The sequence below is a fragment of the Pelomonas sp. Root1217 genome, from assembly GCF_001425705.1.
GTDB lineage: Bacteria > Pseudomonadota > Gammaproteobacteria > Burkholderiales > Burkholderiaceae_C > Pelomonas.
Genome location: NZ_LMDC01000027.1, coordinates 538,748 through 558,988 on the forward strand (window position 1 = coordinate 538,748; position 20,241 = coordinate 558,988).

Consider the following 20,241-nt stretch of genomic DNA (forward strand, 5'->3'; position numbering starts at 1 on the left):
TGGAGCAGAACTTTGATGCGACCCCGGCCTTGCCCTGTTTACTGGGCATCGAGCGGAGCTGGCCCCAGCAACGTTGACGGCTGCTTGCTGGCAAGTACCCGTTACCAGCGTGTGGGTCTGGTATGAACGCAATCGCTGCGGCGCCGTCCTTCGTCGTCGATCGCGAGCTTCCGCTTTGGGCACGTTGCTGACCCTTGCTTCGCTTGGGCACGCGGCTGCAACGGGGCAACAGCGCCATGCCAACTCTTCGAGCAGCGGACATTCCGGCGCGAGTCGACGGCGACAACACCGGGCTCCAGGTCGGACGCCCCAGCCCCCCTCAACACCAGTCGTTGAAGCCCTCAATCGGCCGGGTGCGCCAGCGACTGCTTCATGCGAGGCAGCGTGAACTCGGCGGCTGACCGCCGAAGACGGCAACCGCTGCAGAACAGCCCCTGGTGAGGAGGGGGGCTGAAGGAGGTGTCTCCCCCTTTTGGGGGGATCCAGGGGGATGCGGTTCGCCATATCCCCCTTAGACACCCCTAAAGGGCGATATCCCCCGGCGCGACCGGCCCAGAGACTGGCGGCATCGAAACAGGAGCCGTCATGCACATGCAACTAGCCACTCTCGCTCAGGCCTCGGTCCTCCAGCTCCGCGATGCCATCCGCCGCGCGACGGCGACAAGCCTGCCCGCTGATGGGCGCAATGCAGAGGCATTCCTGGCCGGCGTCGAAGTCCGCGACTCCAGCTGGGCAGAGTGGGAAGAGACCTCATTCGACGTTCGCCAGTTGCAAGACTGATGCCGACGCCTTGTATCGGCTGTCTCACCATCATTGAAGAAGGGACTACGCCAGCGTGCGATCTCGACGCGGGCCTGCTTCAGGCTCTGGAACGGGTGTTCGTTCAGGCACTCAGCGCGGAACTTGAATCGCCCCGGCTTCCGAGGAGGCTCAACTGACCTGCTCGGAATTACTGTCTCGGAATTCCCGAGCAGGACAGACCGGAAAGAGCAGTAAGTAGGCCGGCAGGTTGCACTAGCCCAAATCGGGCTTTGCCCCAATCGAGCAAACTGGGCAAGCAGCAGAAACTCGCGGCCATGACCACGCCTCCCGTTAGATCCATCATTGCGGAATCCGATGAGGAAGAAGCAGGCGATGACATTGCAGGAGAGGAGCCCGCGGCGCCCGACGCGACCTATGCACACCGTGAGCAGATGCAAATCCAAAGCCAACTCGTTCACTTCGTCGAGCGTTTGCCAGCATCGGAGCGACGCGTCGTGTTCACCCACTACTTTCAGCTTCACACCTTCGAAGAAATTGCACTCGACATGGACCTCACAAAGGGCCGTGTGTCGCAGCTCCACCATGCGGCGCTTCGGAGGATGCGAGAGTGGGGAAGCTCGAAGGATCTGCCGCAGCCGGACTAAAAGGGCACGCGATGTAGCGCTGCGAACTTCGCTGGTGGCATGCGCCCGCAACTGCTGTGTGGCCGCACCTCGGTGCAGTCAGTGCGCCAGCGCGCAATCTCGATGCGGGCCTGCTTCAGGCTCTGGAACCAGCGCTCGTTCAGGCACTCGTCGCGAACTCGCCGTTGAAGCTCTCGATGTAGGCATTCTGCGTCGGCTTGCCCGGCTGGTTGAGGATGTGGCGTACGCCCTTGCCCGAGCTGAGCAGCATCATGCGTGCCTGAGCGCCTAGTGCACCCGCAATGCGTTGACAGTGCATGTGTCGATGGGCCCCGTCGGTGGGCTCTGCCACGATGCGGCCAGCCTTCGCGTTGGACAGCAAGGTTCGGCGGCCTGGTTAGGCGGCGGAGTTGGGCATTCGCAGCGTCGCCTTCGCAAAGCTGTCGCACCCACAACATTGAGGGTGGTTCTGCGCGGCCACGCTGTTAGCGTCCGTCAGCCGCGGCTGAAGTCTCCGGCCGCCGTTCCACCCTGAGGAGAGGTGGCCCAGCCTGTATGGCGCATGCCTTGGAGGGTCCCGTGCCGTTCGAACAGGTTCCGATCAGGAGGACTTTGACACTGGTCGTCGCGTTGGCTGCGCTGTTTCTTGGCGCCGCGACGCCGGCGCAGGCCCAGTCCGCCGCCGCGCCCGCGCCGATGGTGCAGGACGGCAAGCCGGTGGACTGGTGGTTTGTCTTCAAGTTCAACGCCAAGTCCTTTCCGCAATGCCCGGCGGGCGCGCAAATGCAGTGCCCCTTCGGCGCCGAGGCGCAAAGCTACACGCGCGGGCAGACCTTCGTCTTCGCGAGCAACGCCCAGCCCAAGCTGGCGATGGGCAGCACCTGTGTGGGCGAAACGGGCGCCGACCCGTTGGGGGCCACCTTTGGCGAGATCGTCAACGGCAAGCACTTCTACGTCGTCTGGAACGACCAGTTCTACGGCGATCCCGACCTCCCCGGCTGCAGCGACTCGTGCTCGGCGCCGTGGGGGCACTCCAAGGGGGTGATGGCTTGGGACGCCAGCGGCAGCGGCGTGCTCATCCAGGTCACGACGCCCTCGTGGCCGGGGGCAGGGCGGCTGACGCCAGCGCGCACGAGCGGCAACACGCTCGGCTGCATCCCGCGCCCCGACAACATCCTTGTCAGCCAGTCCTTCTTCTCCGTGAAGTTGACCGCGGCAGACGTCTTGCAGGTGTTGCGAGCACTGGGCAATGCCAGCGTCGTGACGGCCCCGAGCAATGCTCAGCTCGTGAACAATGGTGGCCCTCAGGACATCCAAGACGCCGTCAAGGAGCTGGGTGTCAAGTCCAAGAGCACCAAGGTCTTCAAGACACAGCTCTCCTCAGGCGTGGGCGTGCTGTCCAAGCCATCCAAGCTGCTGGTGCCACCCTGGCAGCTCGTTTCGTCGCAATTAGACAGCGTGTCGCTGCGCGTTGCGACCTGGTGGGCCAACCCGGCCATCGCCTCCACCAAGACCAACACGCCCATTGACTGTTGGGACGCGAGCCTGCCTAAGCCCGGCGCAGTGGAGATCGCCACCTCCGGGAGCTGGAAAGGCACGGGCTTTGGGCTCAAGGGCGGCGGAGGCCCCGACTTCAACCACGCCAAGGTGGGGGTGTCGACGTCAGGTGAGCATCGCTTCGTCATCTTCGGCGACATGAACCAGCAGGGCTCGCTGTCCGACCCGAAATGCGGCAGCAGTCAGAACGGCCGGGGAGGGTTGTTCTTCATCGTGGACAACGAGCCGCTGTGGAAGAGCGTGACCGAGCTGCTCGACGGCAAGAGCGCGCCTGTCGCGGGTCAATGAACGGCGCCGTCGCGGCGCAGGGGAGGTCTTATGTCCAGGGCATTTACCGGTGCTGCCATTCTTTCGCTGATCGCCATTCCGGTCATCGGCTGGTGGGGCGTCTCGCAGCACAGCTACCGGCCCACATGGGTGGGAGTTGCGGTGCTGATGACGATCTTCGCCGCCATCGCCGGCAAGTCCATCATCGGGCGCTGGCACGGCATCCTGATCAACGAGCGCAACGTGATGAGCCTCGCGCGGTTCCAGATGATTGTGTGGACGCTGGTCTTGGTATCGGCTTACCTGACGGCCGCGTTCTACAACATCTACATCGGCGTGGATGAGCCGCTGGCCATTGGCGTGCCCAAGGAGCTGTGGCTCGCCATGGGCATCAGCACCACCTCTCTCGTGGGCACGCCCCTGCTGCTGGCGCCGAAGAAGGACAAGGCCCCGGACGCCATGGCGCTGGGCGCGACACAAATCGAGCTGGCGCGCGCGGGCCTGCCCGGCGGCGACAGGGTCGAGGGACAGCTGCTGGGCAATAGCGATCCGAAGATGGCCCGTTGGGGCGACATGGTGACCGGCGACGAGACCAGCAACGGCGCCCACGTCGACCTGGCCAAGGTGCAGATGCTGTTCTTCACGATTGCCATCGTCGCGGCCTACGCCTTTGCGCTGTGGCGCACCTTCAAGTATGCCCAGCCCGACGGCATCACCGACTTCCCCGCACTGGACGACAGCACCATCGCGCTGTTGGGCATCAGCCATGCCGGCTACCTGGCGAATAAGGCGGTGCCGCGCTCCTGAGGTCGCCCAGGCCGCCGACGTTTGGGAGCAGCTTGCAGACGGGCCTAGAGTGCCGTTTACGACACTTGCGAGCGCAATGCCTTGTTCGACACCGTCTAGGTCCTTGTCAGGCAATGAGGGGCGTTTACGACTCTATTTGGCAAGAACAATAGATGCCCTGCTGGCGTTCTGCCTCATTGGGGCGTCCGCCGGTGAGGTAGCAACTCCTCGACCTGGCGACACAGACATCGGTGTGCCGATACACGAGCGGTCCGGATCGCGGCATGCCCGTTGAGAGCAAGCGACCGGGCTAACCCGTCCTGAGCCGTACGGCAAAAGCCTGCGCCGGGTTGGTCACCATCAGGGTGTCGATATCGGCCTCGCCGAAGCCCGCCGCGCGCAGCGCCGGCAGCAGCGACGTGAACAGCGGTTCGTAAGGCACGATCGTGCCGCCGCGCGGCTGGCCGGCCGTGTACCAGCCGGCGTCCTGCGACACGAGCACGCGGTGCAGCACGCCTTCGCGGCGCATCGTCTGCAGCCGCTCGACGTAGAGCGCCAGCCGTTCGACGCGGAAGTCGTCGAAGGAGATCCAGCCGCCCTGACGCGCGATCGAGACATGGTGCTGCAGATCGTCCTCATGCTGCGAATGCACCCAGATCCACGCCGACGGGCTCACACCGGCCTGGCGGATGGCGCCGAGCTGCTGCAGCGCCGAGCGGCCGGCCTCGGTGTGTTTCTCGACCCAGGCGCCGATGTGGCAGGCGATGGTGAGGCCCGTGTCGAGGTGGGTCTGCAGAGCCGCCTGCAGCAGCTTGAGCTCCAGGCCTTCGATCGGCCCTTCGTCCACGCCGATCTTGATGAGCCCGGGGCGGATGTCGGTGCCGTCGATGCCCACGTTCCACTCGCGCGTCCAGCGCGCGGCGAGCTGCCCGGCCGACTGCTCCATCAGGTAGGGCGGCACGAAGCGCCGGCCGGCCGCCGCGTAGCCGCCGGTCACCGTCAGCATGTGCAGGCCGCTGGCCTGGGACAGCCGTCGGATCAGCCGCGGATGCCGGCCGAGATTGGTGGCCGTGCACTCCACCAGGCTGCGGCAGCCGCGGCTGGCGATCTGCTGCAGGTGGGGCAGCAGCACCTGCACGGCTTCGTCGAGGTCGGTGGCCAGCGGCTGGGCGGCCTGCTCTTTGTGCGGCCGCAGGTCGGCGAACAGGTGCTCGTGCGCCAGCGTCACGCCGAGGTCGGCGGCGTTGATCCAGCCGTTCACCGTCATCACGCGCAGCCGGGCATCGGGCAGCGTGCCCCGGGTGGGCGCGCAGCCGGCCGAGACAAGGCCGCAGGAAAGCATCAGGGTTTGCAAGGCATGTCGGCGGTCCATGGGGCAGCTCCTTTTCGTTGGTGCAGATTCTCGACACGTCCGCTGGACGATTGAATGACTTAGAGTCTGGTTTTCTGTCGCGATCGTCCGGACCTTCTCCATGGATCCCCTGTCCCAGGTGCTGTCGCTGTTAAACACCGAGCACTCCTTCTTCGCGGGCGTGAAGGCGGCCGGGAGCTGGGCGGTGCGCTTTCCGCCGCCCGAGGGTTTCAAGTTCCATGCCGTGCTCCAGGGGGCCTGCTGGCTGGCCGTCGACGGTGTACCGGGCTGGCGCGAAGTGCGGGCCGGCGACTGCTACCTGATCACCCGACGCTCGGGTTACACCCTGGCCAGCCACCCCGACGTGACGCCGCTCGACGGGCCGGGCGTGTTCGCCGGCGCGACGAACAACGTGCTGGAACTGGGGGCGGGCGACGAGTTCTTCCTCATCGGCGGACGCTTCGACTTCCGCGATGACCTGAGCCTGTTGCTCGGCAGCCTGCCGCCGCTGGCTCTGCTGCCGGGCAGCACGCCGCAGGCGGAGGTGCTGCAGTGGTCGCTGCAGCGGCTGGGCGAGGAGATGTCGCAACCATCGCCCGGTACGGCGCTGGTGGTGCAGAACCTTGCCCACCTGATGCTCGTCCAGTTCCTGCGGCTCTACCTCACGGCGGAGCCGATGGGCCCCGGCTGGTTGCGCGTGCTGGGCGACGACACTCTGCGGCCGGCGGTGCAGGCCATCCATACCAACCCCGAGCGGCGCTGGACGGTCGAGACCCTGGCCCGGCTAGCCGCGGTATCGCGATCGACCTTCGCCCAGCGCTTCAAGCAGGCCATGGGCATGGGGCCGCTCGAATATGTGCTGCGCTGGCGCATGTTGCTCGCTGCGCGCGAGCTGCGGCAGGCCGACTGCAGCGTCTCGTCCGTCGCCGAGCGCCTGGGCTATGACTCCGATAGCGCCTTCAGCAAGGCCTTCAAACGCGTCATGGCCTGCTCGCCCTCGCGCTACCGCCAGCAGCAGGCGATGGCGTCGTAACGGCCTATCCAGCTGTCAGCGAGCTGACGGAGCGGAGGCTCACTGGCCGCTATGGGTTCTTGAACTCCTTGCCGCCGGCCTTCGCGTCCTTGAAGAGCTGACCGAAGTCCGTGTACGAGATGTTCGCCGGGATGTCGATCACATCGACGTTCAGCTCATAGGCTTGCACCCTCGCCGCATTGACCTTCGAAACGTCGTCGTTTATAGCCGCTTAGCCTGGACGAGCGCCTAGCGTGCGCCGCTTTGCAAGCTGCACATACCGCTCTCTCGCCATGCCGAGAACGAAAGACGCTCTGCTCAACCTGGCGAATGAGGCGGCATCGCCCGGACGCATCCGCTCAAACGCTAGGTTATAGATTCGCTGGGCGGATTGAACGCGACGGTTCGCTTGCAAGAGCGGGCTGGGGCTCATGGCGTCTCCCGGGCTGACGCCTCAATATGCCACCGTGTGCATGCGCCTTTGATGCTCCGTTACATCTTGGCCGGGCGATTTTTGATGCTGCGGCGCAGCATCGCCTGGCACCCAGTCCGAGCCTAGGCGCTTTTCAGAAGTTTCAGCGCCTTGGTCAGGCTCTGCTTGCTTTTCCAGTACGCCGCCCAGGGGTTTACCTGCAGGGACGTCAGGTACTCGCGCGCCGTAGCGATGGTCCATTGCGCACCGCTCCGCTGCGCGACAGCGTGGCGTGCGTCGCACGCTAGTCTTGTCGGCGCGGCCCTCCCGTGCGCAGGGATCGCGGGCCTGTTCCTTCACGCTGCGCGTGAACGGGCCTGCTTGGCGAACAGGCCGGTCCTGATCGGCTGCGCTTCGCACGAGTCCGGCCAGATCGCCACCCCGCGCACCCGCCATGCCCGGAGCCGGGCCGCAAATTGCCGACGAGTGCTCGCAACAGCTCGACCGTCGCGCCAGTCGCTGCGCTTGGTGTCACGCCGGCCGCAGGGCCGCCGCTGCTCGGTGGATGCGGGCGACTTCGCTGCAACCGCTGCGCCAGGCGAGCTGGCACATCGGCTGCGGCGCTGCGACGCCCGTGGTGAGGCAGCCTGTGCGCCGGTCGTCCCACCGCGCTCCCCCCATGAAGCCCCCGTGCTGGGGCGAGGGGGACTTGTGGGGGGATCTTCAATGCGGTGGGCCGGGAAACCGGCGCACTGCTTCGGCTGCGTTCAAACCCGGTCCCATCCCCAACCCCTTCCCGCCGGAAGGGGCCATGCCCACCCCCCGCCCGCCCGTGGGCGGGAGCGAGGAAGTCCGAGCGAGAGGATCAGTTTTCAGGACGCTCAAGAGGGCTCCGGCTGGTATCTCTCGCAAGGAGATCATCATGGCCAACGTTCAAGTCATCCAGCGCAATGCTCACCTCGCGGGTGCGGTCAAGCTCGAATACGTCTCGGGCAAGGACGGGCGCCTCGCCAAGGCGACGGTGACGGCGATCAGCAACAACGTGCGCGGGTCGGGGGACGCGCGCGAGCAGGAGGCGACCGCGATCCAGTGGACGCTGTGGGGCGCCCAGGCCGAAAACGCCGCCAACTATCTGGTGCGTGGGTCGCACGTGAACATCGTTGGGCGCCTGCGCAACAACAACTACGAGAGAGACGGAGAGACCGTCTACGCATGGGGCTTCACGGTCGAGGAAATCGACTACCTGGACAGCCGTGCCGAAAGCGAGGCGCGACGTGGAGGTTCGCAGGAAGCAGCCGGACCCGAAGCCAAGCCCCGCACCGCAAAGCGTCCGGCACGTGCCGAGGCCTGACCTGGACCGGGCGGGCACGCGACACCTTGCCCGCCCTTCATCGCCATCCAACGATCGAAGGAATCATCATGCACAACCATCCCACGCTTGCAACACGGTTCGCCGGTGGCACCACCCGCGTTGTTCGCGGCGATGAGCCGCTTACCGAAGAGCAGATGCGCGCAGCGGCGCCGTCCATCTTTGCGCAGGGCAAGCACACCAGCCGTTCCGACCGGTACAGCTACATCCCGACCATCGACGTGCTGCGCGGCCTGCGCAAGGAAGGGTTCGAGCCCTTCATGGTCGCGCAGGGCTCAAGCCGCGTCGAGGGAAAGGCCGAGTTCACGAAGCACATGATCCGCATGCGCCATGCCTCACAGGTTCAGGCGCGGCCGGAGGCCCACGAAATCATCCTGATCAACAGCCACGACGGCGCCAGCTCGTACCAGATGCTGGCGGGTATGTTCCGCCTATGTACAGCTGGACATAGGCGGAACTATGTCCTGCGTCGAACTATGTCCCGCTGTCGACTTTTCTCCTGATTCCTCCGAGGCCACTCGACAGCACTGCTGGACATAGCAATCCTCCTTGCCGGGCATCTTGCCCGCAAGGAGAGCATCTTGGAACCTACTCTCGAAGGAGCGATGGCGCTCGCGCAAACGGCGACAGGGCCTCTGTCGCCGCATCTCTCAGCGTTCATCGCATCGTTAGTTGAACAGCGCTACACCGTTATCTCCCTACGTGCCAAGGCTTGGCACGCCGCTGCGTTCGACGCCTGGCTCGGCCAGGAAGGTGTCCGGCTAACGGATCTGTCCGAAGCGCACATCGAGCAGTTCACGCGTCGCGACTATCGGCCTCGCAGCGACTGTCGGAGTACACCGCGCCGCCATGAGGCGCCGGCACTGCAACAGCTCCTGCGCTACCTGCAAGCGCACGGGCTTTGCGCCATGCCAGCGGTAGACACGCTCCCCGCCGACGCGCTGCTCGCCGACTTCGAGGGGTTCCTGCTTGGAGACCGCGGCCTGGCTGCCAGCACGACAAGCGGCTACCGCGCGGCCGTGCGCGAATTCCTCGTCGACCGCTTCGGTAACGAGCGCGTGGACCTCGGCGCGCTGCGCGCCACTGACGTCATCCGCTTCTTGCAAGGCCAGCCACGTCGCACGCGACCGCACAGGCTCAAGCATCTCGTCACGGCGCTCCGTGCTTTTCTTCGCTGGGGAGAGTATTGCGGCGAGATCAACGCGGCGCTGACACAAGCTGTTCCCGCAGTGGCGTTATGGAGCACAACGCCACCGCTGCCGAGAGCCATTGGGGCCGATCACGCGCGTAGCGCGATCAACAGCTGCGACCCCGGCACCACTGTTGGCAAGCGTGATCGGGCGGTTTTGCTGCTGTTGGCGCGCCTGGGGTTGCGCGGTGGCGAAGTCCTCACCCTAATGCTGGACGACATCGACTGGGATGCTGGTCGCCTACGAGTGCATGGCAAGAACGGCCGCGAGTGCTTGATGCCGTTGCCGGTTGACGTCGGCGAGGCTATCGCGGCGTACCTTCAGCACGGCCGGCCACAGAGTGCCGACCGCCACCTGTTCCTGCGCGTTCGCGCACCGATCAGAGGCCTCTTGCATGGCTCCGACGGTATCGGCTCGATCGTCGGCAATGCCTTAGAACGCGCTGGTGTCGATGCGCCGCATAAGGGAGCGCACCAGTTTCGACATGCCCTGGCGGTGCACATGCTGAAGGGAGGCGCGTCGCTGCCCGAGATTGGCGAGGTGTTGCGCCACCGCGATGCGGTATCCACGTCGATCTACGCCAAGGTGGATATCGCGGCGCTGCGTCTGCTGGCGCTGCCGTGGCCCGGGAGCGCGTCATGAATACGCTGCGCGACTCTCTACCCGAGTATCTTGATCTTCGCCGGAGCCTGGGCTTCAAGTTGAAGGACGCCGCGCTGCAGCTGCCGCGCTTCGTTGCCTTCGTTGAGGAACACGGCAGCACGTACATCACCAGTACGCTGGCGCTCGCATGGGCGCAGCAGTCTGCCTCGGTTCAGCCGGCCGAATGGGCTCGGCGGCTGGGTTATGTGCGCGGCTTCGCTCGTCATCGCAGCGCTACCGACGCCCTGACCGAAGTTCCGCCGCCGGGCCTGCTGCCCCACCGCTCCACCCGGGCTCGGCCGTATCTCTACTCGGACGATGAAGTCCAGCGGCTGCTCGATGCCGCGTTGATGCTGCCTACCACCTGGCACTCGACGCCGCTGCGCCCGTGGGTGTTCCACTGCCTGTTCGGTCTGTTGAGCGCGACCGGTATCCGCATCTCGGAGGCGCTGAGCCTGCATGTCGCAGATGTAGACCTCGACCAGTCGCTCTTGACAATCCGCGGCGCCAAGTTGGGTAAGACGCGGCTGGTTCCGTTGCATGCCACGACTGGCCAGGTACTCGCGCACTACCTGCGCAGGCGTGAGGCTTTCGGTCACCAGGGGATCTCGCCCTACGTTTTCGTTTCGACCACCGGCAACCGCCTGGATCAGGCTCAGGTGCACCGGACCTTTTACGCACTGTCGCGTCAGATCGGCCTGCGAGGACCGCATGCCAGCCACGGGCCCCGTATCCACGACCTGCGCCACCGCTTCGCGGTTCGCGTGCTGACGCAGTGGTATCAAGCGGGCGAGGACGCCGCGCGCTTGCTGCCGGTGTTGTCGACCTACATCGGTCACGCGCGCGTGCAGGACACGTACTGGTACTTGAGCGCGTGGCCGGAGCTGATGGCGGGGGCGATGTCGCGCCTGGAGCGGCGATGGGAGGTGGCGCCATGACGCGCCGGGCCAGCTTCGCCGCGCTGCTGGAGGCGTTCTTCACGCAACGCCTGATGAATCAACGCCAGGCCAGCGCGCACACGATCGCCTCGTACCGTGACACCTTCAGGATGCTCCTGCAATTCACTCACAAGCGCTTGCGCAAGGCGCCTTCATCGCTCACGCTTGAGGACATCGATGCACCGCTGGTAGCCGCCTTTCTTGACGATCTGGAGGCAGTTCGCGGGGTCACGGCGCGCACCCGCAATCTCCGGCTGACGGCGGTGCATTCGTTCTTTCGCTACGCCTCCTACGAAGCGCCGACGCACGCTGCGCAAATTGCCCGTGTGCTGGCCATTCCAGCGAAGAAGTTTGACCGCGCGTTGGTGGGCTTCTTGACTCGGGCCGAGGTCGACGCGCTGCTGGCGGCGCCGGATCAATGCACATGGTCCGGCCGCCGCGACCACGCGCTAATGCTGCTGGCGGTACAGACTGGGCTGCGGCTGTCAGAGCTGATCGGACTTCGCCGGGACGACGTGCAACTAGGTACTGGCTCACACGTGCGCGTCATCGGCAAGGGGCGCAAGGAGCGCTGCACGCCTTTGAGCAAGGCCACGCGCGCAGTTTTGGGCGCATGGCTGGGAGAGCCGACCCTGGCGCCGAGTCAGCCGGTGTTTCCTAACGCGCGCGGAGGTCCGCTCAGCCCGCACGGCGTGCACTACCTCATGGCCAAGCATGTCGCCGCAGCAGGTACGCACTGCACGTCTCTGGCGCGCAAACGGGTGTCACCGCATGTGCTCCGACATACGACGGCCATGGACCTGCTGCACGAAGGAGTCGAGCAGTCGGTCATCGCGCTCTGGCTCGGGCACGAGTCGATCGAGACGACACAGATCTACCTTGATGCAAACCTGGAGATGAAGGAGAAGGTGCTCGCGAAGACCACGCCGCCCGACAGCAAGCCGGGGCGGTATCGGCCCGATGACAAGCTGCTGATGTTTCTCAAGGGTCTATAGCAGGACCACAGTGAGACTTACCGGCCGGCCTCACGAACGATGCTGCCGTTAGGGCCGTTCCCGAAGCGCTGCAATCAAGAGGCAAGCCACCGTGCCGTGGCTCGCGCAACAGTCGTCGCCACGGCCACTCACAGACGCCGCTAGCTTGGCTCTGCCGAGGGATCCGTGTCGGCTGTGGGAACAGTTGACTCCGGCAGCGCAGGCTTGACTGGGCCCCGCAGACCTCGCCGTCTAGCCTCGGCGGCAGCTTTTTGAACGGCGTCGTCAAAGTTCTTTTGCAAGCGGCCGCTCTGAACAAAATTTTCGAAAGTGTCCGCCATTAGCGCTCCTGGAAGGCTTACGTAGTTTCCCATGGGAAATCGAAGTCGCAAGATGAGCGGCCAACGCGACCGCTCTACCTACTCCCTACGACCCTGGGTGCGCTGGTCAGCGTTTGCATTTGCCACGGGCCTCGGCCAACATCCAAAACGGCAAGCTCAGTAGGCCTCCACCTCCGCCGAGGAAGTCGCCCTTGAGGCAGTCCGTGGTGCCGGCCTGCTGGATCTCACGGCCCAGCCGTAACTGGGCGTTCTCGCGGCCGAGATCTTGCGACGCTGAAGCCGCCCGCTCGGACAACAGCGGTTGACGGGCGGCCTCCCGGATGGCGCGGCGCGTAGCGTCGCTGTGCAGCAAGGGGACGGGCGCAAGTTTCGGGAGCGCGGGCGCTTCATCAATGGCCGGTTCGGTCGGTGCCGTAGTGGATGAGATCGCGGTGGCGGCCTGAACCGGTACCGCAATCTCACGACGCCGCGCTTCGCGCACGACGGGGGCGAATGGCGGTGCGGCCATGGGTGGCCGAGACGGTTCGTTTCGTGTCGGCGGCGGCACGATCAGGCGCACGGCGATGACCACGGTTGGTCGGGGCTCGGGCTGGCGTTCTCGTGGCGCTAAAAGAAGTATCGCTGCATGCAACGCCACAATGGGCAACCACAGGGCGTGGCGGCGAGCAAGTCGGTACGCCTTCACCGCTTTCAATCTGCAGGCATTGATGCCTCGATTTTCCCAACGTAGAAGCTCCCATCGAACCCTGGGCGCTCAGACGGCGGGCGCATCGAGATCGAGAATCGCGCGCCACGCTCTATCTGCATGCTCAACGACAAGTGGGGCGCACACTGGCCGGCTCCCATGCAGTTCCAAGCCATACCTTCGTCGTATTCGGCCACTAGCGATATCGGCCGGAGGTCTCGAAGCAGGTAGCCCATAGGCTCTGCGGCAGGATCGAAGACATTCCCCTTTCCGTTGCTCGCATGAAGTTCTCCGGTCAACGCGACGATGTGAGCGGACTGGTTTTCTAACGTCAGCGCTCGAACGTTGCGGCTCATGGATGCATCGTCTGGGCCGGAAATAGCGCGGACCTTGATAGTTCGATCAGGCGCGGCTTGGTTGTACTGGCGAACTCCTTCAAGCAGGGCGAACATAGCTTTGCTAGTCCGCCCATCTTGTTCTTGAGTCGGCACCGCCCACCTGCCCTTGCCAAGCAACGCTCGTCGTGCCTTGATCCCGCCGTCGCTTGCCAAATAGGCGTCGATCAGCGGCTGCTCTTCCTCCTCGTACTCAAGCGCCAGAGCAACGCTCCGTACCCTTGACGCCAAGTTGCACACGTAGGCGCCAACGAAGTCAGGAATTTGGCTCGTTCCATGAAGCTCGCCCAGCAGGGTCAAACGGCTGTCGAGTAGGCGCTGCGGAATATCAATCTGGGTCTTGCATTCAACAGCGTACGCTGACCCGTTGAACGAGAGGACCGCCGTCAGAACGGCGATCAAGCAGCAGCCAAATTTCATGAAGCCTCCGTAGTCATTGGCCAACGTGATGAACGTGCGGGCCGGCGCCTCGCGGTCGCCTCTTGCATGCTAAGAGGGCCCGGCACTTGGCTTGCTGTGACTTTTCACTGTTGCCTGGCCGACTTACCTGCACCGTCGATGTCTTGAGGCCGCCCAAGCCGGCTCGGTTTCCCATGGGAACGTTGGTTCGCTACGTTGATGCCCCTCGGACCTGACACTATGTCCAACGTTCTTCAGGTGCATCTGGGGAAAAGGCCTGCTACTGGACATAGTTTGGCGCGGGACATAGTTCCGCTTCATCTGCTGCAACGGGCTTGTCGTCGGAGACGTCGTCAAAGACATCCGCGTTCCGCACCGGGGCGACATTCAGGGCGAGGTCATCGAAGGCGCGGTCCGCATCCTCGAGGAGTTCAACACCGTGGAGGAACACGCCGAGGCCATGAAGGCTTTGCAGCTTCAGCCGCGCGAGCAGGTTGCGTTTGCCACATCGGCCCTCGCGCTGCGTTTCGGTGAAGGTCAGGACGGGGAGGGCGGTGTACATCGGCCGCCGCCGGTGACGGCCGAGCAGCTCATCCAGGCCCGGCGACCCGAAGATCTGGGCGCGAGCCTCTGGTCCACATTCCAGCGCGTGCAGGAGAACGTGATTCGCGGCGGGCAGCCGGGGCGCAATGCCCAAGGGCGCCGCATGCACACACGGCCGGTGCAAAGCATCGACCGAGGTGTGAGCCTCAACCGTGCACTCTGGATGCTCGCGGAGGAGATGCGCCGGCTCAAGGCTTGAGCGACGCACAGTGCGCTGGATTCGGCACTGAATCCAGCGCGCGAATCATGGCCGCAGCAACGAGCATCAGTTCCGGAAGGGCGGCCTCGTCAACCTCCGACGGAGTGCCTTATGTCCACCTCAGGATCATCAACGTCTCAGGAAACTGGCAAGACCCGGTCCGTCAACGGAGCGGCCGAACAAGCCGCCCTAATATTCGGCGCGGGCGACCGCCTCGACCCCCCTGCAAACTCAATGAACAAGTCACCAGAAATGTCGATCCGAGCTCGAAGGGCTGGGTTGCCGCGCAGCGTCGAAGGGCTCGGCCTCAGTCAGCTGCAGCTTGCGCAGGTATCCGGCTATTTTGTGGAACGTCTGCAGGTCGTGCGAGAGCAGAGGATGGTTCTGTTGTCAGCACTGGCGTACGTCGTCTTCTTTTTGGCGTTCCCTGTTCTGGTTCCTCTCGACTACGACACTGTTGAAATGGGACCGGTGCTGCGAATCATGGCCACCTGGGCGGGCCCCGTCATTGGTGTAGTTGGCATCGTGGCGCTGCTGCTCAAAGAAGCAAAGGGTCGGTTCATGGATCGCATCCTGGTCGACCTGCACCTGCCGGCGGCGGCGCAATCTGAAGTCGAGGCTGCCACTCGCACGGCGATCCGACGTGAGTGGGTCCGTCTCGGGTTCGCCTTGCGTCCAGGCCGCGGCGTCGAGTAACCCCGCTTCTGGTGTGCAGGGAACGGAGCAGTATGATGCGTCGCAACTGCAACGCATGGGACCTTCCCCATGAAATCCGCCACTTTCCCTTCCCTACGTGTCGATCCGGAACTGCGCGAGGCCGCCGAGGGCGTGCTGCAAGAGGGCGAGACGCTCTCCAGCTTTATCGAAGGCGCTGTCCGCGAGACCATCGAGCGTCGCCGGACACGGGCGGAGTTCATCGCCCGCGGCCTGGCGTCACGCGAGGAGGCCAAGCGTACGGGTGTCTACATTTCTGCCGATGTGGTCCTCGCCGACCTTTCCGAAAGACTGGAGAAGGCACGCGCCGCTCTCGGCCAGAAGGGCGCCAAGAAGGCTCGTCCGTGAGCTATGAGGTGCGCTTCACAGCGGCGGCTCGCGACGATCTAACCCGGCTGTACGACTACCTGTTGGACCGCTCGACGACGGTCGAGGAACTGGACGACGCCGAGCGAGCCCGGGCGGCAATCGACGACGGCTTCAGAAGCCTTTGCCGGGCGCCGTTCATCTATCGCAAGGCTGGCTCAGACCCGTTCTTACGTGAACTGTTGATTCCATTCGGTCGGCGCGGCTACGTCGTGCTGTTCGAGATCGAGGACGCGGCGACGGTGACCGTCTTGGCTGTTCGTCATCAACTTGAAGATGACTACCATTGAGTTGGCCAATCGTGAAGGAGATCCTTCATGGACCTGATCCCATGGCTCAGCCACCAAGCAGTGTTGAAACACGTGCGCGCATGCCGGTTCTGAATGGGGTCGACAATGCGGCTTCCTAGGGCGGGCCTGCTGCGCAATATCGCCCTCGCCGCGGCGTTTGCGACCGGATGGCCGGTGGTGCTTGCGGCCCTGAATTTTCATTTGGTCGGCAGTCCCAATTGGCTCTTGGGAGGTGCTGCTGGAGCTGCAATTGCTTGGGCCTGGACGCGTGCCGGGGGCCTCCGTGCTGTCTTGATCGGCTTGAGCCTCTTCTTGTTCATTGCCATTGCCGGTGGATGGATCCCGGTGCTTCAAGACGAGCAACAAGGATTTATGCAGGGGATGTCGCTCGGATTTCCGCTCGGGATCTTGCTCATCGGATGGCTCGAGCGACGCCGCACTCACGCGTGGCTGAAAGAGATGTGCCTGCTGCACGACGATCAGGCTGGCCTCGAATGGCTCGCGCGACATGTCCCGAAACAGTGAGGACGCTGTGGCGGCTTGGCAGTTCGACCTGGTCGCAACGACCACCAATGGAGTTGTTGTGCAACGCGCGGCAATCGCTGCCATTCCATGAGCAAGACCTCCCGCCGGCTGAGCGTTTCCTTGACGGCCAACCCGGCTTTGTATGTGCCTCAGTTGCCTGCGGGCGGCGCGCTCGTCGGCGTCGTGAGGCGAGGGCTGGAGATTGGCGCGCTCGTACGGTGTCAGGACGGCAGCTACGTGAAGGTCAATGGCGACGTCATCGAGCTGCTCAACCCACATCACGTTAAAGCTGCGCTTGGCCGTGTGCGGCCGGCGCGGCTGCAGGGCCGTGCTCAGTGTGCGACAAGCCCGCCCGCTCCCTCCACAGCGCCGGTGGTGACCATCAAGCGCAGGCGCTATACCGTGCCGGCCTGAGCCGGGATCCTTCGCCAATTCGCGAAGTACACACTGAGTTCGGTCATACCTGACGACGTTTTGAGCTGGCTTCGGACATCTGCAATTGCTGTGGGATGCGGCCCGCCCGTGATCGAGGGACGCAGGCCTTTTGCCTTCACGCGGCGCGTGAAAGGCCCGCTTGGCGAACAGGCCGGCGCTGATGAGCTGCGCTGCGCGCCTTGCCGGCCAGATCGCCACCTCGGTCACCCGCCACGCCCGAAGCCGGGCCCCTTCTGAATTGATCGCAGCGGCTCGACCGTCGCGCCAGCCGCTCCGCTTCGTGTCACGCCGGCCGCGAGGCCGCCGCTGCTGATGGGATGCGTGGTGCGCCTTCTCTGCAGGCGCTGCGCCAGGCGGAGCTGGCACATCGGCCGCGGACGCTGCGGCGCCGTGGGGGAAAGCAGTCGTATGCGCCTGACTATGTTTTATCCTGCCGGCCATGGAGACCATCAAAGATGAGGCCGCGCTGAAGGCGGAGAAGGTCGCCAAGGCCATCACTGATCTCACCGAGCTGGTTCAGGCAGTGCTCGACTCTTTGCCATCTTCGAAACCCTGGCAGCGGCAGCTTCTGTTGTACTTGGCGGAAATTGATCGCCTCACGCAGATTTTGCGGCTGACAGTCTCGTTGAATCGAGCATCTACCGAGGTGAGCGAAGCGACCCAGCAACTTCGGCTAGCGCTTCGGGTCGCGCAGCGTTACGTTGGCACCGGCAGAGCTGACTCCGGCACCAAGGCGGCGATCCTCCTAGCGAGCGAGTTGGGCCTCAGGATCGATTCGGCGCTGGGCTAGGTTCGGTTGCGAGCCGTGATCACGGCGTCAAGAGGTACCTCGTCAACGCGGCAGTTATCAGGGATGAGCTCGCGGCAGTTACTGCATGGGCCCACCACTGGCTTCTGAATCCGAACAGGAGCTTGAGCTGCCCGACAGCACGCGCCAGCTCGGTTCGGAACACCTGCTGCGCCGCCACTTGCATGGCGCTGGTCTGGGTTTCGGCCGTGCGCCGTGCCAGTTCCTGCGTTCGGCGCGCGATGTGTCGGACGGCTTGCGTCTTCGCTGCCTCGGTGAGTGCAGCGATGCTGCTTTCCGCGTGGGCGGCCCTCGCGTCCGTGTCCGCGCAGGCGCGAGTGAGCGCATCGCAAGTCGCGTTCAGCGCGGGGACCAATGCGTCCACGCGGTCCAGCAGCGTGGAAACCTCGCCCATCAGTTCGGCGATCAGCGCTTCGCGTGCGCTGGATGGCTGGCTCATCGCGTCCTTCCGTCTCACACTGCTGCAGACGTCCTCGGCCGGTCATCCAGGCGCAACGCAGCGAAGCAGTCGTCGAGCTCTGGGACGACGCCGGCGGCCAGCCTGCGAGCGGCCAGCCGTTGCGCCAACCTGATCTTCTCTGCCTGACCTTTGGCGGCCGCAATCAGCGCCTTGTAGTCGGTCTCGTCGGCCAGCAACGCGGACAGTTCCACGCCGGTTCGCCTGATGCGGCCGTAGATCTCATTGGCGCCAATGCGGCAGGCCGGATCCGCCTGGGCCACCGGGTGCGCGACAAGGAAGGAGAGGATCGCGTCGAATACCTGCGCAAGATCCTCGCCGTCCTCCACCATGTTGAACAGCACTCGGACCTTGCACGCCGGCACACCGAGCTGAGCAAGCTCGACGAGGGTGGCGATGGTGTCCTGCTGCTGCTTGAGCGCGGCGACGGTCGGCACGATGAAGTGGTCGAAGTCGCCGTGGCTCCCTCGGTAGCGCTTCATCGAGGAAAGCAGCTCTTCGACGTTGCTGGCGCCAATGTCGACGATGACGTTGTCCGTGATTTGCAGATACTCCTGCAGCTCTGCGAACTGCCGCCCGCGCAGCGCCTGCTCCTCGCCTTCGTCGGCGTTGATGCTCTCGATCGTGATGACCTCGGCGTCGGGAATCCTTGGCTTCAGCAGGTGCTTGGCCACGGTGGACTTGCCGACGTTGCCGGAGAAGTTGATCACAGCTACTTTCATCGCTTGTCCTTTCGAAGGAGCGGGTTGGAGTTGTGGGCCTCGAAGAACGCCTGGGCGACCTCTTTGCCGGACTGACGCAGTGCTGCGGCACTCGGCGCAACCGCCTGGGCAGAGGCGTCGACGGGCCGGCGCACAGCCGACGCCGGCAGGTCCGGCTGCGGCTTCGCGACGTCTCTGGGAGGCAGCCCATGCGCATGCCGCGCTGCTTCCCGCTGGACCGTGCTCCAGCTGACCACGATGCCGGCGTCCGCCAGCGACTCGCGAATGCTGTCGAGGGAGTAGCCCTCCGCGTGGAGCCGCTGGATCTCGTCGGCGAACCGCCGCGCCTTGCGCGACCGTTGGCCTGGTGGTTGCTTCGGCTGAAGGCGGGCGGGCGACGAAGCCTCTTCCGCGCGGCCATCGATGACATCCTGGACGCGCTCGCGGCTCGTTTGGTTCGGGTTCGGTTCACCTGGATTCACTTCTGACCCGCTTTCGACCCACTTCCTATTCACTTCGACCCGGTCTGGACCCGGAGGCGATTCACCTTGACCCGCCTGGACCCATATTCGGCGCTGAGCGCGCCGTTGACTGTGCTGGATTCGGGCCCTGAATCCAGCGGCGTGAAGGCCTTGGATCAGCCCAATACTGGGTTCATTGGTGAGTGCAGGATAGGCTGAGAGCTGGCATTTGGACGCCAGCCGCGGCAGCTTGCTGGCGGGTAGACGCCGGCGTCCGTACGACGTCAACAGGAGGCGGAATCGGCAAGTCAGCGACTGCGCCCGATGTCCTGTCGAGGTTTATTGAGGCCAAGGCTCCATGCGGCAACACTGAGGAAAAGAAGCCGAGTCCCGGATGCAGCTTCGTACTGGGTGATGCTGTGGATCGCACTGTCAAGAGCCGTCGATACCATCGTGAGATGAATGAGGCTGACTTCCGGTACCAGCGGCAGATGCAAGAGATCTCGGTGCGGTTCGCCGCGATCGACCTGATCGTCAGCGCAACGAAGCCACGAAGCCTGCGCACCGAACTCGACAACGAGATGCTGTGGCTACAGCTGCGGATGATTGTCGAACTGGTGACGTTTGCCGGCATCACCGCAGACCAGCAGCGCTACGCAACGCTTCGCGCCGACGTACTCAAGAACCCAGACTACACACGCGACGGTAAGGTCAACAAGATTTTGCCGACCCTCGCGAGGATTTCGTGTCACTTCTGTATGCGTCCGCCCAAGTCACCTTGATGTCCGGTAGGCGGACTTGGATGCTTGTGTCCACGACGACATGCGTGGACATATGGGCACTTCAGACTTGAGCACAGGGGAACCGACGACACCGGCCGGGCGGAGTTGGCGCCGGCACTCGGCAGAGTTCAAGGCACGAGTCATCGAGCTGGCGCGCCAGCCCGGCGTCTCGACGGCGGCGGTGGCTCTGGCCAACG

The 20,241-nt window shown here is 64.5% G+C and carries 23 protein-coding genes and 3 pseudogenes; 18 read left to right on the forward strand and 8 right to left on the reverse strand.

The window, feature by feature from the left end; all coding sequences use genetic code 11:
• Positions 1 to 591 precede the first annotated feature (591 nt).
• Positions 592 to 780, forward strand: coding sequence for a hypothetical protein (locus ASC95_RS20060; protein ID WP_235537984.1), 189 nt, complete (start codon positions 592 to 594; stop codon positions 778 to 780).
• A 38-nt stretch (positions 781 to 818) separates the two neighbouring features.
• On the opposite strand, the pseudogene ASC95_RS32575 reads toward ASC95_RS20060, so the two are convergent.
• Positions 819 to 1,184 (reverse strand): annotated as a pseudogene (locus tag ASC95_RS32575) (hypothetical protein); the annotation flags it as partial.
• Between ASC95_RS32575 and ASC95_RS20065 the strand changes: the two are divergent.
• Complete coding sequence (locus ASC95_RS20065; RefSeq protein ID WP_057299456.1) at positions 1,077 to 1,406, forward strand: sigma factor-like helix-turn-helix DNA-binding protein; 330 nt, start codon at positions 1,077 to 1,079, stop codon at positions 1,404 to 1,406. The pseudogene ASC95_RS32575 and the gene ASC95_RS20065 sit on opposite strands and share 108 nt — an antisense overlap.
• Here ASC95_RS20065 and ASC95_RS30850 read toward each other — a convergent pair.
• Positions 1,403 to 1,635: pseudogene (locus ASC95_RS30850) on the reverse strand (transposase); the annotation flags it as partial. The gene ASC95_RS20065 and the pseudogene ASC95_RS30850 sit on opposite strands and share 4 nt — an antisense overlap.
• Positions 1,636 to 1,997: 362 nt before the next feature.
• Here ASC95_RS30850 and ASC95_RS20070 point away from each other — a divergent pair.
• Together ASC95_RS20070 and ASC95_RS20075 are read left to right on the forward strand one after the other, a co-directional pair.
• The gene (locus tag ASC95_RS20070) at positions 1,998 to 3,230 is read left to right on the forward strand and encodes a deoxyribonuclease II family protein (protein WP_162250817.1); all 1,233 of its coding nucleotides are present in this window, start codon (positions 1,998 to 2,000) and stop codon (positions 3,228 to 3,230) included.
• Positions 3,231 to 3,260: 30 nt separating this feature from the next.
• Entirely contained in the window at positions 3,261 to 4,016 is a 756-nt protein-coding gene (locus ASC95_RS20075) for a hypothetical protein (RefSeq protein WP_057299458.1), read from the forward strand.
• A 289-nt stretch (positions 4,017 to 4,305) separates the two neighbouring features.
• Here the strand turns inward: ASC95_RS20075 and ASC95_RS20080 are convergent, their stop codons facing one another.
• Complete coding sequence (locus ASC95_RS20080) at positions 4,306 to 5,367, reverse strand: phosphotriesterase (protein ID WP_057299459.1); 1,062 nt, start codon at positions 5,365 to 5,367, stop codon at positions 4,306 to 4,308.
• 100 nt (positions 5,368 to 5,467) lie between these two features.
• Between ASC95_RS20080 and ASC95_RS20085 the strand changes: the two genes are divergently transcribed.
• From ASC95_RS20085 to ASC95_RS20110, 6 genes and pseudogenes are all read left to right on the forward strand, one after another.
• Positions 5,468 to 6,379, forward strand: a complete 912-nt coding sequence (locus ASC95_RS20085) for an AraC family transcriptional regulator (RefSeq protein WP_057299460.1) — start codon at positions 5,468 to 5,470, stop codon at positions 6,377 to 6,379.
• 1,313 nt (positions 6,380 to 7,692) lie between these two features.
• Positions 7,693 to 8,121, forward strand: a complete 429-nt coding sequence (locus ASC95_RS20090) for a single-stranded DNA-binding protein (protein ID WP_057299461.1) — start codon at positions 7,693 to 7,695, stop codon at positions 8,119 to 8,121.
• Positions 8,122 to 8,189: 68 nt separating this feature from the next.
• Positions 8,190 to 8,585 (forward strand): annotated as a pseudogene (locus tag ASC95_RS20095) (DUF932 domain-containing protein); the annotation flags it as partial.
• Positions 8,586 to 8,720: 135 nt separating this feature from the next.
• Positions 8,721 to 9,971, forward strand: a complete 1,251-nt coding sequence (locus ASC95_RS20100) for a tyrosine-type recombinase/integrase (protein ID WP_157256416.1) — start codon at positions 8,721 to 8,723, stop codon at positions 9,969 to 9,971.
• Complete coding sequence (locus ASC95_RS20105; protein ID WP_057299520.1) at positions 9,968 to 10,909, forward strand: tyrosine-type recombinase/integrase; 942 nt, start codon at positions 9,968 to 9,970, stop codon at positions 10,907 to 10,909. Before ASC95_RS20100 ends, ASC95_RS20105 begins: the two co-directional genes overlap by 4 nt.
• The gene (locus tag ASC95_RS20110) at positions 10,906 to 11,904 is read left to right on the forward strand and encodes a site-specific integrase (protein ID WP_057299521.1); all 999 of its coding nucleotides are present in this window, start codon (positions 10,906 to 10,908) and stop codon (positions 11,902 to 11,904) included. Before ASC95_RS20105 ends, ASC95_RS20110 begins: the two co-directional genes overlap by 4 nt.
• A 426-nt stretch (positions 11,905 to 12,330) precedes the next feature.
• Here the strand turns inward: ASC95_RS20110 and ASC95_RS20115 are convergent, their stop codons facing one another.
• Entirely contained in the window at positions 12,331 to 12,795 is a 465-nt protein-coding gene (locus ASC95_RS20115; RefSeq protein ID WP_157256417.1) for a hypothetical protein, read from the reverse strand.
• 119 nt (positions 12,796 to 12,914) lie between these two features.
• Positions 12,915 to 13,724, reverse strand: a complete 810-nt coding sequence (locus ASC95_RS20120; protein ID WP_162250818.1) for a hypothetical protein — start codon at positions 13,722 to 13,724, stop codon at positions 12,915 to 12,917.
• 298 nt (positions 13,725 to 14,022) lie between these two features.
• Between ASC95_RS20120 and ASC95_RS20125 the strand changes: the two genes are divergently transcribed.
• The 7 genes from ASC95_RS20125 to ASC95_RS20155 all read left to right on the forward strand — a co-directional run bounded on the left by ASC95_RS20125 (position 14,023) and on the right by ASC95_RS20155 (position 17,625).
• Entirely contained in the window at positions 14,023 to 14,505 is a 483-nt protein-coding gene (locus tag ASC95_RS20125; RefSeq protein ID WP_082567958.1) for a DUF932 domain-containing protein, read from the forward strand.
• Positions 14,506 to 14,616: 111 nt separating this feature from the next.
• Positions 14,617 to 15,201 carry a hypothetical protein gene (locus ASC95_RS20130; protein ID WP_235537985.1) on the forward strand — a complete coding sequence of 195 codons (585 nt, stop codon included), beginning with the start codon at positions 14,617 to 14,619 and terminating at the stop codon, positions 15,199 to 15,201.
• Positions 15,202 to 15,270: 69 nt separating this feature from the next.
• Positions 15,271 to 15,567, forward strand: coding sequence for a YlcI/YnfO family protein (locus ASC95_RS20135; protein ID WP_057299466.1), 297 nt, complete (start codon positions 15,271 to 15,273; stop codon positions 15,565 to 15,567).
• The gene (locus ASC95_RS20140) at positions 15,564 to 15,875 is read left to right on the forward strand and encodes a type II toxin-antitoxin system RelE/ParE family toxin (RefSeq protein ID WP_057299467.1); all 312 of its coding nucleotides are present in this window, start codon (positions 15,564 to 15,566) and stop codon (positions 15,873 to 15,875) included. Before ASC95_RS20135 ends, ASC95_RS20140 begins: the two co-directional genes overlap by 4 nt.
• A 312-nt stretch (positions 15,876 to 16,187) precedes the next feature.
• Entirely contained in the window at positions 16,188 to 16,400 is a 213-nt protein-coding gene (locus ASC95_RS30855) for a hypothetical protein (protein WP_157256420.1), read from the forward strand.
• Positions 16,401 to 16,487: 87 nt separating this feature from the next.
• On the forward strand, positions 16,488 to 16,814 hold the full coding sequence (locus tag ASC95_RS20150) for a hypothetical protein (protein ID WP_057299469.1): 327 nt from the start codon (positions 16,488 to 16,490) through the stop codon (positions 16,812 to 16,814).
• Between the two features lie 460 nt (positions 16,815 to 17,274).
• Positions 17,275 to 17,625, forward strand: coding sequence for a hypothetical protein (locus ASC95_RS20155; RefSeq protein WP_057299470.1), 351 nt, complete (start codon positions 17,275 to 17,277; stop codon positions 17,623 to 17,625).
• Between the two features lie 19 nt (positions 17,626 to 17,644).
• Here ASC95_RS20155 and ASC95_RS20160 read toward each other — a convergent pair whose 3' ends face one another.
• The 3 genes from ASC95_RS20160 to ASC95_RS20170 are packed head-to-tail and all read right to left on the reverse strand — an operon-like array spanning position 17,645 to position 19,283.
• Entirely contained in the window at positions 17,645 to 18,082 is a 438-nt protein-coding gene (locus ASC95_RS20160) for a hypothetical protein (protein ID WP_082567970.1), read from the reverse strand.
• A 14-nt stretch (positions 18,083 to 18,096) separates the two neighbouring features.
• Positions 18,097 to 18,774 (reverse strand): StbB family protein, encoded by a 678-nt coding sequence (stbB, locus tag ASC95_RS20165; protein WP_235537986.1) that lies wholly within the window; start codon positions 18,772 to 18,774, stop codon positions 18,097 to 18,099.
• A gap of 44 nt (positions 18,775 to 18,818) precedes the next feature.
• On the reverse strand, positions 18,819 to 19,283 hold the full coding sequence (locus ASC95_RS20170) for a hypothetical protein (RefSeq protein WP_057299473.1): 465 nt from the start codon (positions 19,281 to 19,283) through the stop codon (positions 18,819 to 18,821).
• A gap of 437 nt (positions 19,284 to 19,720) precedes the next feature.
• On the opposite strand from ASC95_RS20170, the gene ASC95_RS20175 reads away from it, so the two are divergent.
• Positions 19,721 to 20,044 carry a hypothetical protein gene (locus tag ASC95_RS20175; protein ID WP_057299474.1) on the forward strand — a complete coding sequence of 108 codons (324 nt, stop codon included), beginning with the start codon at positions 19,721 to 19,723 and terminating at the stop codon, positions 20,042 to 20,044.
• The last annotated feature ends 197 nt before the right edge of the window (positions 20,045 to 20,241 follow it).

What these genes read in the sequence shown, in the direction of transcription:
- ASC95_RS20060 (WP_235537984.1), top strand. Translation starts at nt 592, where the DNA reads ATGCAACTAGCCACTCTCGCTCAGGCCTCGGTCCTCCAGCTCCGCGAT.
- ASC95_RS20065 (WP_057299456.1), top strand. Translation starts at nt 1,077, where the DNA reads ATGACCACGCCTCCCGTTAGATCCATCATTGCGGAATCCGATGAGGAA.
- ASC95_RS20075 (WP_057299458.1), top strand. Translation starts at nt 3,261, where the DNA reads ATGTCCAGGGCATTTACCGGTGCTGCCATTCTTTCGCTGATCGCCATT.
- ASC95_RS20080 (WP_057299459.1), bottom strand. Translation starts at nt 5,367, where the DNA reads ATGGACCGCCGACATGCCTTGCAAACCCTGATGCTTTCCTGCGGCCTT.
- ASC95_RS20085 (WP_057299460.1), top strand. Translation starts at nt 5,468, where the DNA reads ATGGATCCCCTGTCCCAGGTGCTGTCGCTGTTAAACACCGAGCACTCC.
- ASC95_RS20090 (WP_057299461.1), top strand. Translation starts at nt 7,693, where the DNA reads ATGGCCAACGTTCAAGTCATCCAGCGCAATGCTCACCTCGCGGGTGCG.
- ASC95_RS20105 (WP_057299520.1), top strand. Translation starts at nt 9,968, where the DNA reads ATGAATACGCTGCGCGACTCTCTACCCGAGTATCTTGATCTTCGCCGG.
- ASC95_RS20110 (WP_057299521.1), top strand. Translation starts at nt 10,906, where the DNA reads ATGACGCGCCGGGCCAGCTTCGCCGCGCTGCTGGAGGCGTTCTTCACG.
- ASC95_RS20120 (WP_162250818.1), bottom strand. Translation starts at nt 13,724, where the DNA reads ATGAAATTTGGCTGCTGCTTGATCGCCGTTCTGACGGCGGTCCTCTCG.
- ASC95_RS20130 (WP_235537985.1), top strand. Translation starts at nt 14,617, where the DNA reads ATGTCCACCTCAGGATCATCAACGTCTCAGGAAACTGGCAAGACCCGG.
- ASC95_RS20135 (WP_057299466.1), top strand. Translation starts at nt 15,271, where the DNA reads ATGAAATCCGCCACTTTCCCTTCCCTACGTGTCGATCCGGAACTGCGC.
- ASC95_RS20150 (WP_057299469.1), top strand. Translation starts at nt 16,488, where the DNA reads ATGAGCAAGACCTCCCGCCGGCTGAGCGTTTCCTTGACGGCCAACCCG.
- ASC95_RS20155 (WP_057299470.1), top strand. Translation starts at nt 17,275, where the DNA reads ATGGAGACCATCAAAGATGAGGCCGCGCTGAAGGCGGAGAAGGTCGCC.
- ASC95_RS20160 (WP_082567970.1), bottom strand. Translation starts at nt 18,082, where the DNA reads ATGAGCCAGCCATCCAGCGCACGCGAAGCGCTGATCGCCGAACTGATG.
- ASC95_RS20175 (WP_057299474.1), top strand. Translation starts at nt 19,721, where the DNA reads ATGAATGAGGCTGACTTCCGGTACCAGCGGCAGATGCAAGAGATCTCG.